Below are 15,764 nucleotides of genomic sequence, written 5' to 3'. Positions count from 1 at the left end.
TAGGAGACCCGGCTGTGTCGTCTTTGACGGAATTAGGCCCGCTTTTGACCCGGTGATCGGGTCAATAAGGAGCCCGGCACTGCCGAAAAATCCCTGACAACTTCCGAGCAAGCCGGCAACGGCCGACCCGGACCCACGAAGAGCACCGCGGAGCCACGATGCTGAATTCAGATAGCCCCGTACCGGACAGCCCCGGACTGCCCTTGCTGGCAGCGGCGGACTTGCAGGACCACCTGATGGTGGCCAGCAACGACCTGGAGCGGCTGCAGCGCCTGCTGGATGACGCCAGCGAAACGCTGTCCGGCCACTTTTACGGGGCCTCCACCCAGTTGCAGGGCCTGATGCAGAGCGCGGAGGCCGCCTTGGGCACCGAAGCGATGCAAGGTGCGATGCAAAACCTCGCGGGCGCGATCACCGCGCTGCAGTTTCATGACATGGCGATCCAGCTGATCGCCCACACGCAGAAGCGATTGCGCTCCTGTGCCGACCGAATCGCCCGGGATGCGATGGGCGAAGACGATGAGGACGGTTCCGCCATCGTCGAGGACGGCCCTGGACGACCCAACCCGGTCACCCAGGACGAGATGGACGCCGGTTCCATCGAGCTGTTCTAACCCCCCTTTCACAGCCCCCGCCCCCAGCCCTTCCAGATTTTTCGGAGAAAAGCGATGCACTCGATTCTTGCCGTGGACGATTCGCCCTCGATGCGCCAAATGGTGGCGTTCACCCTCAAAAACGCCGGTTTCAACGTCGTCGAGGCCGTAGACGGCCAAGACGCCTGGGAAAAGGCCGGTACGCGTGACTTCAACCTGGTCCTGACCGACCAGAACATGCCCCGCATGGATGGCATCAGCCTGACCAAGAAGCTGCGCGAGAACCCCAAGTTCAAGTCGACGCCGATCCTGATCCTGACCACCGAGTCCAGCGACCAGATGAAGCAGGCTGGACGTGCCGCCGGTGCCACCGGCTGGCTGGTGAAGCCCTTCGACCCCGCCAAGCTGATCGAAGTGATCGGCAAGGTCATTCGCTAAGGCGCGACTGACCTCCTGGAAGGGCAAGACAAGTCAATCCGACGCGACCACAAAGTTGAGGAGCCAGCGATGGCCGAAATGAGCGAAAGCAGCAGCAGCCTGGGTGATGGCATCGACCTCAGCCAGTTCTATCAAGTCTTCTTCGAGGAAGCCGGCGAGAACCTCGAGAACATGGAGCAAAAGCTCCTGGAACTGGATGTCGAGGCGGCCGACGACGAAGAGTTGAACGCCATCTTCCGATGCGCGCACTCCGTCAAGGGCGGGGCGGCGACATTCGGCTTCTCCGACGTGGCAGAACTCACGCACCACATGGAAACGCTGCTGGACAAGCTGCGTCGCCATGAGCTGCAACCCAACCCGCAGATGGTCGATGTGCTGCTCGCCTCGGGCGACGCGCTCAAGGCCCTGCTGGCGCGTCACCAGGGTTCGGGCGGCGACGCCGTCGACACCCGCGAGCTCGTCGCTCACATCCGTGCGCTGGCCGAGGGCGGCAGCGCACCGACACCGGCTCCCGCGCCGGCTGCCGCAGCGGCTCCGGCCCCGGCGGCTTCCGCGATGCCGAAGAACGGCGTGATCGCACGCGCCATCGCACTGACCGTCGGCCCGCTGGAGAACCCGGCCACGGCGGACGGCCTGTTCGATCTGTTCAAAGAAATCACCAACCTCGGCACGATCGAGGCGCTGTCCAACGGCCAGAGCGCCGACGGCATGCGCCGCTTCAAGATCGTGACGACCTCCAGCGACAACGACCTGCTGGACCTGTTCACCTTCCACATCGCTCGCGAGCTGATGCGCCTGGAGCCGATGGACGCGGGCTATGGCTTCTTCCCGGAGCGCCCCGAAGCGCCGAAGGAAGAAGCGCCGGCGGAGCTGGGCTACGGCTTCTTTGACGACGCCCCCGGCTCGCCGACCCAAGCCTCTGAAACGCCGGCCGCCGCCCCGGAAGCCGCCGCCGCTGCGCCTGCTGCCGCACCCGCTGCGCCGGTGGCCAAGCCGGCCGGCCGCGCCGAAGCGCGCGCTGCCGCCGCCGGCCCGGATTCGACGACGCTGCGCGTCTCGGTGGAAAAGGTCGACCAGCTCATCAACCTGGTGGGCGAACTGGTCATCACCCAGGCCATGCTGGCGCAGAACAGCAAGGGCGTGGACGCGGCGCTGAACCAGCAGCTGCTGTCCGGCCTCGCCGACCTGGAGCGCAACACCCGCGACCTGCAAGAAGCGGTGATGTCGATCCGGATGATTCCGATGTCGATGGTGTTCAACCGCTTCCCGCGGATGCTGCGCGACCTCGCCGCCAAACTGGGCAAGAAAGTCGAGCTGGTCACCCAGGGCGAAGCCACCGAATTGGACAAGGGCCTGGTCGAGAAGATCACCGATCCGCTGACCCACCTGGTGCGCAACTCGTGCGACCACGGCATCGAGCTGCCCGCCGACCGCCTCGCCAAGGGCAAGGCCGAGCACGGCACGATCACCCTGGTGGCATCGCACCAAGGCGGCTCGATCGTCATCGAAGTGCGCGACGACGGCCGCGGCCTGAATCGCCAGAAGCTGCTCAACAAGGCCCGCGAACGCGGCATCGACGCCCCCGATTCGATGACCGACTCCGAGGTCTACAACCTGATCTTTGCCCCCGGCTTCTCGACGGCCGAGCAAGTGACCGACGTCTCAGGCCGTGGTGTCGGCATGGACGTGGTCAAGAAGAACATCACCCAGCTGGGTGGCACCGTCGAGATCGATTCCGCCGAGGGCTACGGCATGAGCGTCAAGGTTCGCCTGCCGCTGACCCTGGCCATCATGGACGGCATGTCGATCGGCGTAGGCGATGAGTGCTACATCCTCCCGCTGTCGTCGGTGGTCGAGTCCTTCCAGGTCGACCAAGCCATGATCAAGACGATCGGCAACTCCGGCCGCGTGGTCGAAGTGCGCGACGAGTTCATGCCCGTCATCGACCTCGAGAAGGTCTTCGACGTGCCGCGGTTCGACTTCGAGAACGTGTCAAACATCATGGTCGTCGTCGAAGCCGAAGGTGGCCGTGTCGCCCTGCTGGTCGACGAGCTGCTGGGCCAACAGCAGGTCGTGGTCAAGAACCTCGAAGCCAACTACCGCAAGGTGCAGGACGTCTCCGGCGCCACGATCATGGGCGACGGCCGCGTCGCACTGATCCTCGATGTGGGTGCCCTCGTGCGCCACAGCCGCCACTGACATCGCGCCGCGGCGAACACGCCTGACGCAGGTTCGCCGCCACGGCCCTCGACGACTCTTCTTCTGACGGATCCTCCATGCTCACCTTCCTTTCCACCAAGCAGCGCTCGATGCTGACCCTGGGCACGCTCGTCGCGAGCCAGGCCTGTGTCGTGATTGGCCTGAACTCCGGCTGGTCCAGCGGCGCCATCATCGGCAGCAGCCTGTTCTTCACCGGTCTCGCGGTGGTGCTGTTCTTCACCGGCATGACGGTGCTGCGCCAGTTCCTGACCATGTTCACCGCCCACGCCCGACGCCTGGCCGAAGGCGACCTGTCGGTCGACATCGTCATCGAAGGCGGAAATTCTGACTCTTCCGCGGTGCTCAATGCGCTGCAGGCCCTGCAGGTGGAACTGCGCCGCTCGATCAGTGCGATCCGCACCGGCGCCGACAGCGTGACCGTGGCTGCCACCGAAATCGCCAGCGGCAACCAGGACCTGTCGCAACGCACGGAGCAGACCGCCAGCAACCTGCAGCAGGCCGCCAGCTCGATGAGCCAGCTCAACGGCACCGTGCGCCAGAGCGCCGACGCCGCCAGCCAGGCCAACCAGCTCGCCAGCTCGGCCACGCAGGTGGCACGCCGCGGCGGTGAAGTGGTCTCGCAAGTCGTGACCACCATGGACGAGATCAACGCCAGCTCGAAGAAGATCGCCGACATCATCGGCGTGATCGACGGCATCGCCTTCCAGACCAACATCCTCGCCCTGAACGCCGCTGTGGAAGCCGCGCGTGCCGGAGAACAAGGCCGCGGCTTTGCGGTGGTGGCGGGTGAAGTGCGCTCGCTGGCGGGTCGCTCGGCCGAAGCGGCACGCGAAATCAAGACCTTGATCGGGGCCAGCGTCGACCGTGTCGAATCGGGCACTCGCCTCGTGCAGGATGCCGGCGCCACGATGAACGAGATCGTCTCCAGCGTCCAGCGCGTGTCGGACATCATCGGCGAGATCAGCGCCGCGGCCAGCGAGCAAAGCGCGGGCATCGGCCAGGTCAATGGTGCCGTGGTCCAGCTGGATCAGATGACGCAGCAGAATGCCGCGCTCGTCGAGCAATCGGCCGCTGCGGCCGAGAGCCTGAAGGAACAAGCCAACAGGCTGGCCAGCGTGGTATCGAACTTCCGTGTCGGCAGCGGCCATGAAGTCCGCCAAGCCGCCGCCTCGCCCCGTCCTGCCAGCAGCGCCCCGGCACCTCGCCCGGCCGTGTCGTCGGTGAGCACCTCGGCGTCCAAGCCCAAGGCGGCTGCCCCGGCGGCGCCCAAGCCGGCGGCCGCACCCGCACCCGCGCCCATGCCGGCCGCCGCGGTCGAGAGCGGCGACTGGGAAACCTTCTGAGCCCACACCCTTCCAGCGCGCCCCCACAGGTCATCTGGACACAAGAGCAGGACGGAGTCAGAGCATGAACTGGATGAGAGCCTTTTCCATCAAGTTTCGTATGCAGGGTGCCATCGGCATGGTGCTCGCACTCTTCGCGCTGGTAGGCATCACGGGGCTGCTGGGTGGCCGCCACATGGCGGCGCTCAACAAAGGCTTCATGGACCACTCGGTGCATGAGGTGCGCACGGTGGGTGAGATCCGCAATACGCTCGGCGAAGTGCGCCAGCACGAGAAGAACATGGTGATCGATTATGAAGACGGCGTCGCCGTCCTCAAGCACCGTGAGTTGTGGGCCAAGGCCATCGCGAACACCAAGCAAGCTCTCGGCGGGCTGCTGGAAGGCGAAGAAGACGAAGACAACCCCATCGCCCGCGCAGGCATCGCCGAACTGGACGCCTACGCCGCTTCCACCCAAAAGGTGCTGGAACAGATTCAGAACGGCGCCTACGACAACGCCCGCACGGCTGACAAGATGCTGGCGAAGGCCAAAGAGCATGTTGGCAAGGTCGAAGCCGGCGTGAACGAGATCGAGAAGATCGTCAAAGACGAGGCGGAAAGAACGCAGGCCGAGTTCACCGCATCGCTGCGCAACACCTTCGCTGTCTTTGTCGGTGTGTTGTGCCTGGTGGTGGCGTTGGTGGTGCCCCTGACACTGTTGAACTCGGTGTCGATCACCCGGCCGATCACGCACGCCCGGGAAGTGGCGATGGCGATCGCCGAGGGCGACCTGACCCACCGCATTGATGCGGATGGCAAGGACGAGACCGCAGACCTTTTGCGCGCCTTGGCGCACATGCAGCAGTCACTGTCGGGCCTGGTCGGCCAAGTCCGCCAGGCGTCCGAGAGCATCCACACCGCCTCCAACGAAGTGGCCTCGGGCAACGCCGACCTGTCTCACCGCACCGAGCAGGCCGCCAGCAACCTGCAGCAGACCGCCAGCTCGATGGAGCAGTTGACGGGCACCGTTCGCCACAGCGCCGAGGCCGCCACCCAGGCCAGCGAAATGGCCCAGTCGGCCACCTCGGTCGCGCAGCGCGGCGGCGAAGCGGTCGCGCAGGTGGTGAACACCATGGACGAGATCAACCATGCCTCGCGCAAGATCGGTGACATCATCGGCGTGATCGACGGCATCGCCTTCCAGACCAACATCCTGGCGCTGAACGCGGCGGTCGAAGCCGCCCGTGCTGGCGAGCAAGGCCGCGGCTTCGCGGTGGTGGCTGGCGAAGTGCGCTCGCTCGCACAGCGCAGCGCCGAAGCGGCGAAGGAAATCAAGACACTGATCAGCGCCTCGGTCGAGAAGGTCGACTCGGGCAGCCGGCAGGTGCAGGACGCAGGCGCGACGATGAACGAGATCGTCACGTCGGTCCAACGCGTCAACGACATCATCAGGGAAATCAACTCCGCGTCCACGGAACAGAGCCAGGGCATCGGCCAGATCAATTCGGCCGTGACGCACCTGGACCAGATGACACAACAGAACGCCGCGCTGGTCGAGCAGTCCGCGGCCGCCGCCGAAAGCCTCAAAGGCCAGGCGAGCGTTCTCAATGGCCTGGTTGCCCGCTTCCACCTGAGCGACACGGCCGTGCACTAACCGAATCCTTGAGCAGTCAGCGAGCCCCCCATGGAAACCTACCTTCGAAGCATTTCGATCCGCCACCGGCTCTTGGGCGGCATGCTCGTCGTGAGCGTGCTGATCATGGCGCTGGGCATCTGGGCGAGCATCAGTTACAAGAGTCTGCAGTCTCAGGCCGACGAACTGCTCGATGCGCAGGCTTCAGTGAGCCGCGACACCGGCGCCATCCTGGCCGCGTTCGACCGCATCCAGCGTCATGAACAGTCGGTCTTGCTCAACGGCAACAACCCCAACGAGGCGGCCGACCACAAGGGCCGCTGGGACAAGGAAGTGGCGGCCACCAAAGAGCTGCTGTCGGCCAAGACCGACGACGCCGAGCGCGCCAAGCACCTGGAAGAGGGCCTGGCGGGGCTGAACGCCTACGCGAAGGAGCTGGGCCCGATCCTGCAGCAGGTGGTGGAAGCCCGCCTGGACATGACCGCCGGCTATGCCTACGCCCAGCGCTCTCTGCCAGAACTGGAAAAGGCCCGCACCTCCTTCGCCGCGATGGTGAAAGAAACCGAAGAACGCATCGCAGCCGAGCGTGACGAGACCAAGCGGGTCGGCACGATCCAGAGCAACGTCCGCCTGGTGGCGGCGCTGGTGGTCTTGGGTGTGTTCTTCGGGCTGATGTGGCTGGTGTCACGCTCGATCGCCAAACCGCTGACGGCCGCTACCGCCTGCGCCCAGCGCATCGCCCGGGGCGATCTGTCGGAGAACATCTCAGACACCGGCAAGGACGAGATCTCCGCCTTTGTGCGCGCACTGGGCGAGATGCAGCAATCGCTGCGTGACATCGTCGGCCAGGTTCGCGCCAGCGCCGACAGCATCTCCACCGCCAGTGCCGAGGTGGCCACCGGCAACCTCGACTTGAGCCAACGCACCGAACACGCGGCCAGCAACCTGCAAGAGACCGCGGCCTCGCTGCAAGAGCTGACCAGCAACGTCCGCCACAGCGCCGATTCGGCCTCGCAGGCCACACAGCTCGCCTCATCGGCCAGCCAGGTGGCCGAGCGCGGCGGCAAGGTCGTCGCCCAAGTCGTCAAGACCATGGACGAAATCAATGCCAGCTCGCGCAAGATCGCCGACATCACCGGCGTGATCGACGGCATCGCCTTCCAGACGAACATCCTGGCGCTGAACGCGGCGGTGGAAGCCGCCCGCGCTGGCGAGCAGGGCCGCGGCTTCGCGGTGGTGGCGGGCGAAGTTCGCACGCTGGCCCAGCGCAGTGCCGAGGCGGCCAAGGAAATCAAGAGCCTGATCGGCTCTTCGGTGGATCGTGTCGAAAACGGTGCCCGCCAGGTGCAGGAAGCCGGCTCCACGATGACCGAGATCGTCGGCTCGGTGCGCCGCGTGAACGACATCATCGGCGAGATCACCGCCGCCTCCAGCGAACAGAGCCAAGGCATCGGCCAGGTCAACTCGGCCGTCAATCAGCTCGACCAGATGACGCAGCAGAACGCCGCACTGGTCGAAGAATCAGCCGCCGCCGCCGAGAGCCTGAAGGAACAAGCCTCGCGCCTGATGCAGGTGGTGGCCACCTTCCGACTGGACGACACCGGTTCACTGACCGGCGGCGACGCCGCATCGCCCTCGTTGAGCCATGCCGCGACGTACAAGCCGTCCGCGGCGGCAGCACGCCCGGCGACCGCCCCCGGCGCGACGCGCCCGGCGAGCAGCAGCGCGCCCAAGGCAACCACTGCCAGCACGCCGAAAAGCACGCCCGCCGCAGCGGCCCCCTCGCCGGCCCCCGCCCCGTCGACGCCCGCCACGGCCGGTGGCGACGACGGCGACTGGACGGCCTTCTGACCGCCCGGGCACGCCCAGAACGCACCTCCAACGCCGGCCCCTTCGCCGGCGTTTTCACGCCGCCTTGAGCCGATTCGCCATAGAGCATCCCACCCATTCCCCTCGCGAGCTCCAAGACCATGTTCCACAGCATCAAGAACCGTCTGATCGGGCTGACCTTCGCGATCGTCGTCGTGACGCTCGCGCTCGCCACCTCGGCCAACTACGTCACCGTGCGCAAGCACACCAGCGAAGACGTCACCCGCTCGCTCGATGCCCTGGCCCGCGCCCACGCTGGCACGATCGCCGCCTGGGTGCGCACCCAGAAGGACATCGTCGAGGCGCTGGTACCCGCTGCGGCGCAGCCCGAACCCATCCCGGCTTTGCAGCAGGCGGTGAAGTCCGGCCGCATCGACACCGCCTACGTGGGCTACGCCGACAAGCGTGTCGTCTTCTCCACCCCGCAGCAACTGCCCGAGGGTTACGACCCGACGGCGCGCCCCTGGTACCAGCAGGCGGCCTCGTCTGACAGCACCGTTCTCACCGCGCCCTATGCGGATGCGGCCACCAAGCGACTGGTGGTCACCTTCGCGCTGGCGGTCAAGCAAGGCGGCAGCACGCAGGCCGTGGTGGCCTCCGACGTGTACCTCGATGGCGTGGTCAAGACGGTGGAATCGATCAAGCCGACCGCCAGCGGCTTCGCCTTTCTGGTCGACACGGATCAGAAGATCGTGGCCCACCCCGATGCGGCCCGATCGCTGAAGCCGGTGTCAGAACTCTCGGCGGCCCTGAATGCGGAATCGATCAGGCAGGCCCTCGCCGAGAACGGCAACTGGGTCGACGCCGACATCGGCGGGCAGGACTACCTGCTGCGCGCCGCCCCAGTGGCCGGCACGCCTTGGACGCTGGTCACCGCCGCCCAGCGCGGCGAAGCCCTGGGCTCGCTCAGCTCGGTGCTGCGCGCCGCGGGCCTCACGTTGGTGCTGGTGCTGGTCGGGGCGGGTGTCATCGTGGCCTGGCTGGTGGGCACCATGCTCAGCGGCCTGGCCCGCGTTCGCGACGCCATGGACGAGATCGGTGCCGGCAGTGGCGATCTGACGCGACGGCTGCCCGTGCACGGCAACGACGAGATCGCCCAGATCGCCGCCGCGTTCAACACCTTCACCGAGAAGATCGCCGCCATCCTGAAACAGGTGCGCGCGGCCACCGAGAGCATCACCTGCGCCAGCACTGAAATCGCCGCCGGCAACCAGGATCTGAGCGCCCGCACCGAGCAAGCCGCCAGCAGCCTGCAGGAAACCGCCTCGTCGATGGAGCAGTTGACCGGCACCGTGAAGCAGACCGCAGACTCGGCCAGCACCGCCAACCAACTCGCCAATTCGGCGTCCGCGTCGGCCGCCAAGGGTGGCGCGGTGGTGGCGCAGGTCGTCTCGACGATGGACGACATCAGCAACAGTTCGAAGAAGATCGCCGACATCATCGGCGTGATCGATGGCATTGCCTTCCAGACGAACATCCTGGCCTTGAACGCCGCGGTCGAAGCCGCCCGCGCCGGCGAGCAAGGCCGGGGCTTTGCGGTGGTGGCCGGCGAGGTGCGCTCACTGGCGCAACGCTCGGCCGACGCCGCCAAGGAAATCAAGAGCCTGATCGGCGCCAGCGTCGAGCGGGTGCAAAGTGGCTCCGCGCTGGTGCAAGACGCCGGCACCGCCATGGGCGAGATCGTCGCCGAGGTCCGACGTGTGAACGACATCATCGGCGAGATCGCCGCGGCCGCCTCGGAACAGCGCGACGGCATCGGGCAGGTCAACCAGGCCGTCACCCAGCTCGACCAGATGACCCAGCAGAACGCCGCGCTGGTTGAACAATCCGCTGCGGCGGCCGACAGCATGCGACAGCAAGCCTCGCGGCTGTCGGAGGTGGTCTCGGTGTTCCGGCTGGACGACTCGACACCTCACCATTCCAGCCCCTCTGCGCAGGCGCCGCGCTCCGCCAGCGCTGCCGGCGCCCGATCAGCGACCTCGAAAAGCCCCGCCGCGGCGCCCTCTGCCGTCGCCACCACCGCCCACGAGCGGGTGGCCCACGAGGTCATCCAGGCCGCTTCATCTCGCACGGCGCGGCCGGCGGCCAGCCCCTCGGCGCCGCCGCCGGCCCGCGGTGGCGACAGCGACTGGGAGAGTTTCTGACCTGTTTCACGCCCGTTGCCAATTCCGCCCTACATCGAGTCGCGCAACCGCCGATAACCTTCCCAAGTGGCCTTGCGTGCCAACTGCACCTTCTACCCCAAAGGACCCCGACACATGGACATGATCACCGAAGCCAAGCAGGTGGCCAAGCACGAAGCCGCACGGGCAGCCAAGGGCGCCAAGGGCGCTGCTGCGGCGGCCACCCATGGCGAGTACCTGACCTTCCGCCTCGGTGGCGAGGAGTACGGGATCGACATCCTGCGTGTGCAGGAAATCCGCTCCTATGAGCAGCCGACCCGCATCGCCAACTCGCCGAACTTCCTCAAAGGCGTGGTGAACCTGCGCGGCGTGATCGTGCCGATCATCGACCTGCGCGTGAAGCTCGGCTGCAACACCGCCGATTTCAACGCCTTCACCGTCGTCATCGTGCTGAACATCATGGGCCGCGTGGTCGGCGCCGTGGTGGATTCGGTCTCGGACGTGCTGGAACTGTCGACCGACCAGGTCAAGCCGGCCCCGGGCATGAACAGCCAGGTCGACATGAGCTTCATCACCGGCATCGCCAATGTGGGCGAGCGCATGCTCATCCTGATGGACATCACCGCGCTCATGAGCGCCGCCGACATGGGCCTGATCGAGAACGTGCAGGCCGCCTGAGCCTCACCGGCTATCGCCGCCCAAAGGCCCCGCATCGCGGGGCCATTTTCGTTTCGGCCAAGCCTTCGAGACTTGTCAGCGTCATCACCCTCCATCGCCCCGTTGCCTCGGTCAGGGGAACGCTTTGGCATCAGATCCTAACCTATTAATTTAACGCACTGCGGGACCAATTTGGGGAGTCAATTGACCTAGCATCCGTGCTCCTTCATTCGTTGGGGAGCGCCGAACATGCGCCAAATCACTTCACCATCGTTCAAACTCGCCGCCTTCGTGCTGGCTGCCGTTGCCACGGCGGCGGCGGCGGCGGCGGCACCCACCTACCGCATTGAACTGGTTCCCAAGGGCAACGGCATCGTTCCGACGTCCGCTTATGCCATCAGCGACAACGGCAACATCGCAGGCTACGGCCGACTGAGCGGGTCCAAAACGACCGCCACGTTCCTCGCCCCGCACGGCGGGAAGCCAGTGGTCATGGACGGTTCGCAAAGCGCGGGCAGCGGCCGTATCGACGTGAACGATGCGGGCGAGGTGACCGGCAACCACCTGGACCACCAATCCGTGCAGGGCGCGCTGTGGCTGGCGGACGGTACCCTGGTGGATCTGGGGACGCTGGCGGGCTGCGACGCGTTCAAGCCCCTCGACTACACCTCCCCCGGCGGACTCAATGGCCCGGGCGACGTCCTCTTTCACCTGCATTGTTCCCGCCAGGGTGTGGCCATCGACGCCCCGGTGGTCTGGCAACAGGGCACCTTGTCCGTGCTGCCCACGCTGGGCGGCACTCACACCTATTCCAGCGACCTCAACGACGCTGGTCAAGTGGCCGGCAGCTCGGAGCAGGCAGATGGCTCAAGGCGGGCCTTCATCTGGCACAACGGAACGATGACCTCGTTGGGCACGCTGGGAGGCCTGAACTCCTACGGCTCGGCGATCAGCGAGCTGGGTCATGTGGCGGGCTCGTCTTCGCTGGCCGATGGCAGCTCGCGAACTTTCCTCCATGACGGCTCGGTGATGCACGAGTTGCCCTTGTGCGAGGGCAAGCGGGCGATCGAGCCGGTCGGCGTGACCACCGACGACCTGGTGGTGGGCGTGTACGGAAGCCGGCAGAACCGCCGCACGGCCCTGATCCAGAACGGCCAGTGCCAGCTGCTGACGACGCACCTGGACGCCAGCGGGCCATCGTGGACGAACCTCAGCGCCCGCGGCGTCAACAACCACGGCGTCATCGTGGGCGAAGGCGACTACCTCGGCCAACAGCGCGCCTTCAAGGCCACGCCGATCGGGCGCTGAACACCCCCCTGCGGACCCAAGGTGCCGCTCAAACGGGCGTCGGCATCACCGGCGCCGAGTGCTGGTAGCGCCATTCCTGTGTTCGGCCGCCATAGCCGTAGGCCGAGGCCCGGGCATCGACGACATGGGTGTACGAGTGCTCGGCCGCCCCGCCAAGCAACTCATCCATCGCCTGATGCACCGCCGCGAGGTAGCGCGCCTTCTCGGCCTTGGTGTTGGTTTCGTCGGTGATGCTCACCGTCCAGTGGTAGCTGCGCGGCAGCCCGGCGCCCAGGCGCTGCCCGGCGATGAACCACTGAGATGCCGGCACGAAGTCGATGGCCACCGCGGTGAGCGCCGGGTCCTTGGCGAGCAGGCGATGGGTCAATTCGGACGCCACCGAGGCCACGCGCTGCGCCAGCGCGTCGTCGGGCGGGCCGGAAATCTGGATGTGCAGGTAGGGCATGAAGGTCTTCCTGTTCAGGTGATGACGCCGCCATGCTAGGCAGGCGACAATCGTTCGCGAAGCGAATCTTTTTCTTTCGATTCACGAGATATCCTGATGAATCACCTGGATCCGAACTGGTTGCACAGCTTCGTCGCGATCGCCGAGCACGGCGCGCTTGCGCGTGCCGCCACCCGCGTGCATCGCAGCCCTTCGGCCCTCAGCCTGCAGCTCAAGCAGCTCGAATCGACCTTGGGCGCGAGGCTGGTCGAGCGCACCACCCGACGCCTGCAGTTGACCGAGGAAGGCCAGCGCTTCCTGCCCTATGCCCGCGAGCTGCTCGACCTGCAGCAAGCCGCGCTGCAGGCCCTTCAGCCTCCCGTCGAACGTGGCCTGTGGCGTATCGGCCTGAGCGAGTACTTCATGCCTGCTCGGCTCAAGGGGCTGCTGGCGTTGCTGGAGGAGCAGGCCGACGGCGCGCGGCTCGAGGTGACGTGGTCGCGGTCCGGTGAACTGCAGCGCCAGTGGAAGGAAGGCGCCCTGGACCTCGCCATCGTCAGCGCCACCACGCCGCCGGCCGATGCGTTGCTCGTCGCGCGCGAATCACTCGTGTGGGTGGCCGCGCCGGGCTTCCACGCATCGCCCAACAGGCCATTGCCGCTGGTGCTGCTGGCCGACTCATGCCCCGTGCGGGACATGGCGCTTGCGGCCCTGGCGCGGCGAGGCGTCGCGCACGACGTGCGCCTGGCATGCAGCGGCAGCCAGGCGGTGGTCACGGCGCTGCGCGCAGGGTGGGGCATCGGGTGCCTGAACGTGTCCGCCGTGCCGCCAGATCTCGTGGTGCTTTCGGCCACCGACGCCAAGCGTTGGCCCTCGCCCGGGCGGCTGGGCTTCCATGCGCTGGCACAGCCACCGATGGCACGAGTCGCCAAGCGCTTAAAGGGTTGGGCGACAGCGGGCGCGACTTAACGCGATCACCCTGCGGTACGCGAGGCCGCATCGCGATGCCTACGCCCCTACTGGGTGAACGTGTTCGGGCCGATGGACATGCAGGTGAGCACCGCCTCGGCGGCCGCGGCATCTACTGGAACCAGCCCGATGTGCACCGGTGGGAGATGCTGACGGCGAGCTACGCGCGGCAGCGGCGCTGATGATAGGCCTGCACGCTACGGCGCATGGCCGGACACCTGGCTGATCAGCCTGGCGCGCCAGCGCGCCAGGCGCTCAGGCGCTTCGTCCGCCTATGTCGCGTGATGGCAAGGATCTCGTCTCGCCCGCTTTGGAAGGCGAAGAGGTCATGCCCCGCGAATGCCAGCAAGGGCAAGCCCACCAGCGAGGTGGTGATCAGCAACCCCTGCTTCGCAGCGCGCCTCAAGCCGATTCGCGGAATGTCGCCGCATGCGACGGCAACGCGCCGGGGGACAGCGCGAGGGCGCTGCCGCCCTCGATTTCAGAATCGATAGCGCGTGGCCAGGCCAAACGACATCACGTCCACGCCGGTGCCCCGGCTGTCCTGCCCGCCCAGGACGTAGTCGACCCCGAGCTCGAGCGTGACCGACTGGTTGAGCCGATAGCCAACGGCCGTGCCGTACATGACGCTGGTCTCGTAGTGGGTCTTCTGCCCTTCGCTGGACACGCCGACGCCGGCCACGCCCAGGCGCCAGGTCATCTCGACCGATTCGCCGAAACGCGCGGTCCACGCCGGACCGATGGCCATGGTGCGGATGTGCGCGTTGCCCTTGCCGCCCAACGAGTCGGCGCCGAAGGTCGCATCGCCGTAGTCGATGTACCAGGCCTCGAGCGACGTGACGCCGAAACGGTAGCCACCACCCAGCTTGAACGCCATCGAGCGGTCTTGGCGGCAACGGCACAGCAGGAAGCCGGGATCGGAGACGTAGTGCGACTCACCCAGGCCACCGATGATGTAGGCACCCCGCAGCGGATGCTGGGCCTCTTCCTCGGCCGTCGCTGAGAAGGCGGCCAGTCCGGCCACCAGGGCGGCGGCCGATCGACGTGCGAACGCGGAATATTGCTGCATGGATCCCTCCACCACGATTGTTCTAAAGCGGCGGATTATCGGCGGGCACCTCTATTGGAGGGCGCAGAGTTCTTCACGGGTCGCGCGCAATCTGGTGATTTGTTGAGCCAACGCGGGGTGACGCCCAAGCGATGCACAGGTCCGAAAACGGCATGACAGGCTGCGACCTCCCACCTAAGCTGAGGCCCTGTTCCAACACCGAACCGAGGACAAGAACATGGCTTCGATTCACAGGCAAATCGGCATCGACGCTGCGCCCGCCGATGTGTGGGATGCGCTGCGCGACGTGGGCGCCTTGCACACGCGCCTGGCCCAAGGCTTCGTCACCGACTGCAAGCTCGAAGGCGCAACGCGCCTCGTGCGCTTCTCCAACGGCCTGCAGGTCAGCGAACGGATCCTCGATGTGTGCGACGAGCAGCGGCGCGTCGCCTGGTCTGCCACCGGCGAACGACTGACACACCACAGCGCTTCGGCGCAGGTCTTCGACGAAGGCGAAAGCCGCAGCCGCGTCGTCTGGATCGCCGACCTGCTGCCACACGAGATGGCGCCCGCCGTCGCAGGGATGATCGAACACGGCTTGAAGGCGATGCAGCGCACGCTGGAAGCAGCAGCCGCGACGACCGCAGGCGGCGACTGGCGCGGCGGCTGATACGACGTAGCGAGGACCGTTGCGACCTGGTGCTGTGGGTGGGCGGTGTCGCGCCTTCGGTCGCCGGGGTGCACGGCATCCATCAACGGCGCGCGGCGCCCTGGTGATGTTGCCGCTGGTCGCGCCCTTGGGGCTGGCGCTTCTCATCGCGCGGTTCGTCCTGGGAGTGGCCGCCTGATGCGGACTCAGAGGCTGAGAGTTCTTCGGCGGTGCCCGAAAGGGGCCCCCAGGCGCCCCGGATCGAGGCGCAAAGCACAGCCATAGCTCGGGCTATGGCGAGCATTTGCAACGAAGAGCCGGGCCGTTTGGGGGGTCAAGGCGGGCATCGGCGAAAGACTCTCAGCCTCTAGGGCGTGTTCACACTATGCAAGCCCGATGCGTTGCCACCAGAACCGGTCGAGCGCAAGGCGTAAAACGAAGCCGGGGTGCGGCCCCGGCGAGGCTTTGCAACGCCGCGGGCGGCTGGTTCTGGTGGCAACCCTTCGGGAAC

The 15,764-nt window shown here is 66.6% G+C and carries 13 protein-coding genes and 1 pseudogene; 12 read left to right on the top strand and 2 right to left on the bottom strand.

From position 1 onward, the window contains the following. The first annotated feature begins 158 nt into the window (after positions 1–158). The 9 genes and pseudogenes from AACH06_RS27100 (at position 159) to AACH06_RS27060 (ending at position 12,163) form a co-directional block, all read left to right on the top strand. The gene (locus tag AACH06_RS27100; protein WP_341428942.1) at positions 159–614 is read left to right on the top strand and encodes a hypothetical protein; all 456 of its coding nucleotides are present in this window, start codon (positions 159–161) and stop codon (positions 612–614) included. A 54-nt stretch (positions 615–668) separates the two neighbouring features. Further along, complete coding sequence (locus AACH06_RS27095) at positions 669–1,031, top strand: response regulator (RefSeq protein ID WP_341428941.1); 363 nt, start codon at positions 669–671, stop codon at positions 1,029–1,031. A 69-nt stretch (positions 1,032–1,100) separates the two neighbouring features. Beyond that, entirely contained in the window at positions 1,101–3,230 is a 2,130-nt protein-coding gene (locus AACH06_RS27090) for a chemotaxis protein CheA (RefSeq protein WP_341428940.1), read from the top strand. A gap of 443 nt (positions 3,231–3,673) precedes the next feature. After that, positions 3,674–4,594: pseudogene (locus AACH06_RS27085) on the top strand (methyl-accepting chemotaxis protein); the annotation flags it as partial. A 64-nt stretch (positions 4,595–4,658) separates the two neighbouring features. Then, the gene (locus tag AACH06_RS27080; RefSeq protein WP_341428939.1) at positions 4,659–6,227 is read left to right on the top strand and encodes a methyl-accepting chemotaxis protein; all 1,569 of its coding nucleotides are present in this window, start codon (positions 4,659–4,661) and stop codon (positions 6,225–6,227) included. Positions 6,228–6,257: 30 nt separating this feature from the next. Beyond that, positions 6,258–8,057 carry a methyl-accepting chemotaxis protein gene (locus AACH06_RS27075; RefSeq protein ID WP_341428938.1) on the top strand — a complete coding sequence of 600 codons (1,800 nt, stop codon included), beginning with the start codon at positions 6,258–6,260 and terminating at the stop codon, positions 8,055–8,057. 119 nt (positions 8,058–8,176) lie between these two features. Beyond that, entirely contained in the window at positions 8,177–10,219 is a 2,043-nt protein-coding gene (locus AACH06_RS27070; protein ID WP_341428937.1) for a methyl-accepting chemotaxis protein, read from the top strand. Between the two features lie 114 nt (positions 10,220–10,333). Then, positions 10,334–10,876, top strand: coding sequence for a chemotaxis protein CheW (locus AACH06_RS27065; protein WP_341428936.1), 543 nt, complete (start codon positions 10,334–10,336; stop codon positions 10,874–10,876). A gap of 228 nt (positions 10,877–11,104) precedes the next feature. Continuing rightward, on the top strand, positions 11,105–12,163 hold the full coding sequence (locus AACH06_RS27060; protein WP_341428935.1) for a hypothetical protein: 1,059 nt from the start codon (positions 11,105–11,107) through the stop codon (positions 12,161–12,163). Positions 12,164–12,191: 28 nt separating this feature from the next. Here the strand turns inward: AACH06_RS27060 and AACH06_RS27055 are convergent, their stop codons facing one another. Next, positions 12,192–12,608 (bottom strand): tautomerase family protein, encoded by a 417-nt coding sequence (locus AACH06_RS27055; protein ID WP_341428934.1) that lies wholly within the window; start codon positions 12,606–12,608, stop codon positions 12,192–12,194. Between the two features lie 96 nt (positions 12,609–12,704). Between AACH06_RS27055 and AACH06_RS27050 the strand changes: the two genes are divergently transcribed. Both AACH06_RS27050 and AACH06_RS27045 read left to right on the top strand, forming a co-directional pair. After that, the gene (locus tag AACH06_RS27050) at positions 12,705–13,556 is read left to right on the top strand and encodes a LysR family transcriptional regulator (protein WP_341428933.1); all 852 of its coding nucleotides are present in this window, start codon (positions 12,705–12,707) and stop codon (positions 13,554–13,556) included. A 35-nt stretch (positions 13,557–13,591) separates the two neighbouring features. After that, on the top strand, positions 13,592–13,738 hold the full coding sequence (locus tag AACH06_RS27045; RefSeq protein WP_341428932.1) for a hypothetical protein: 147 nt from the start codon (positions 13,592–13,594) through the stop codon (positions 13,736–13,738). A gap of 299 nt (positions 13,739–14,037) precedes the next feature. Here AACH06_RS27045 and AACH06_RS27040 read toward each other — a convergent pair whose 3' ends face one another. Continuing rightward, positions 14,038–14,625, bottom strand: coding sequence for a hypothetical protein (locus AACH06_RS27040; protein ID WP_341428931.1), 588 nt, complete (start codon positions 14,623–14,625; stop codon positions 14,038–14,040). Positions 14,626–14,842: 217 nt separating this feature from the next. Between AACH06_RS27040 and AACH06_RS27035 the strand changes: the two genes are divergently transcribed. Next, positions 14,843–15,274, top strand: coding sequence for an SRPBCC family protein (locus tag AACH06_RS27035; RefSeq protein ID WP_341428930.1), 432 nt, complete (start codon positions 14,843–14,845; stop codon positions 15,272–15,274). Positions 15,275–15,764: the final 490 nt, after the last annotated feature.

The organism is Ideonella lacteola (assembly GCF_038066555.1).
In the GTDB taxonomy this organism is placed as follows: Bacteria; Pseudomonadota; Gammaproteobacteria; order Burkholderiales; family Burkholderiaceae_C; genus Ideonella; species Ideonella lacteola.
This window is presented reverse-complemented; position numbering and strand designations above follow the sequence as displayed.

Coding starts and splice junctions, on each gene's coding strand:
- AACH06_RS27090 (WP_341428940.1), top strand. CDS start 1,101: ATGGCCGAAATGAGCGAAAGCAGCAGCAGCCTGGGTGATGGCATCGAC.
- AACH06_RS27100 (WP_341428942.1), top strand. CDS start 159: ATGCTGAATTCAGATAGCCCCGTACCGGACAGCCCCGGACTGCCCTTG.
- AACH06_RS27080 (WP_341428939.1), top strand. CDS start 4,659: ATGAACTGGATGAGAGCCTTTTCCATCAAGTTTCGTATGCAGGGTGCC.
- AACH06_RS27065 (WP_341428936.1), top strand. CDS start 10,334: ATGGACATGATCACCGAAGCCAAGCAGGTGGCCAAGCACGAAGCCGCA.
- AACH06_RS27055 (WP_341428934.1), bottom strand. CDS start 12,608: ATGCCCTACCTGCACATCCAGATTTCCGGCCCGCCCGACGACGCGCTG.
- AACH06_RS27095 (WP_341428941.1), top strand. CDS start 669: ATGCACTCGATTCTTGCCGTGGACGATTCGCCCTCGATGCGCCAAATG.
- AACH06_RS27075 (WP_341428938.1), top strand. CDS start 6,258: ATGGAAACCTACCTTCGAAGCATTTCGATCCGCCACCGGCTCTTGGGC.
- AACH06_RS27060 (WP_341428935.1), top strand. CDS start 11,105: ATGCGCCAAATCACTTCACCATCGTTCAAACTCGCCGCCTTCGTGCTG.
- AACH06_RS27040 (WP_341428931.1), bottom strand. CDS start 14,625: ATGCAGCAATATTCCGCGTTCGCACGTCGATCGGCCGCCGCCCTGGTG.
- AACH06_RS27070 (WP_341428937.1), top strand. CDS start 8,177: ATGTTCCACAGCATCAAGAACCGTCTGATCGGGCTGACCTTCGCGATC.
- AACH06_RS27050 (WP_341428933.1), top strand. CDS start 12,705: ATGAATCACCTGGATCCGAACTGGTTGCACAGCTTCGTCGCGATCGCC.
- AACH06_RS27045 (WP_341428932.1), top strand. CDS start 13,592: ATGCCTACGCCCCTACTGGGTGAACGTGTTCGGGCCGATGGACATGCA.
- AACH06_RS27035 (WP_341428930.1), top strand. CDS start 14,843: ATGGCTTCGATTCACAGGCAAATCGGCATCGACGCTGCGCCCGCCGAT.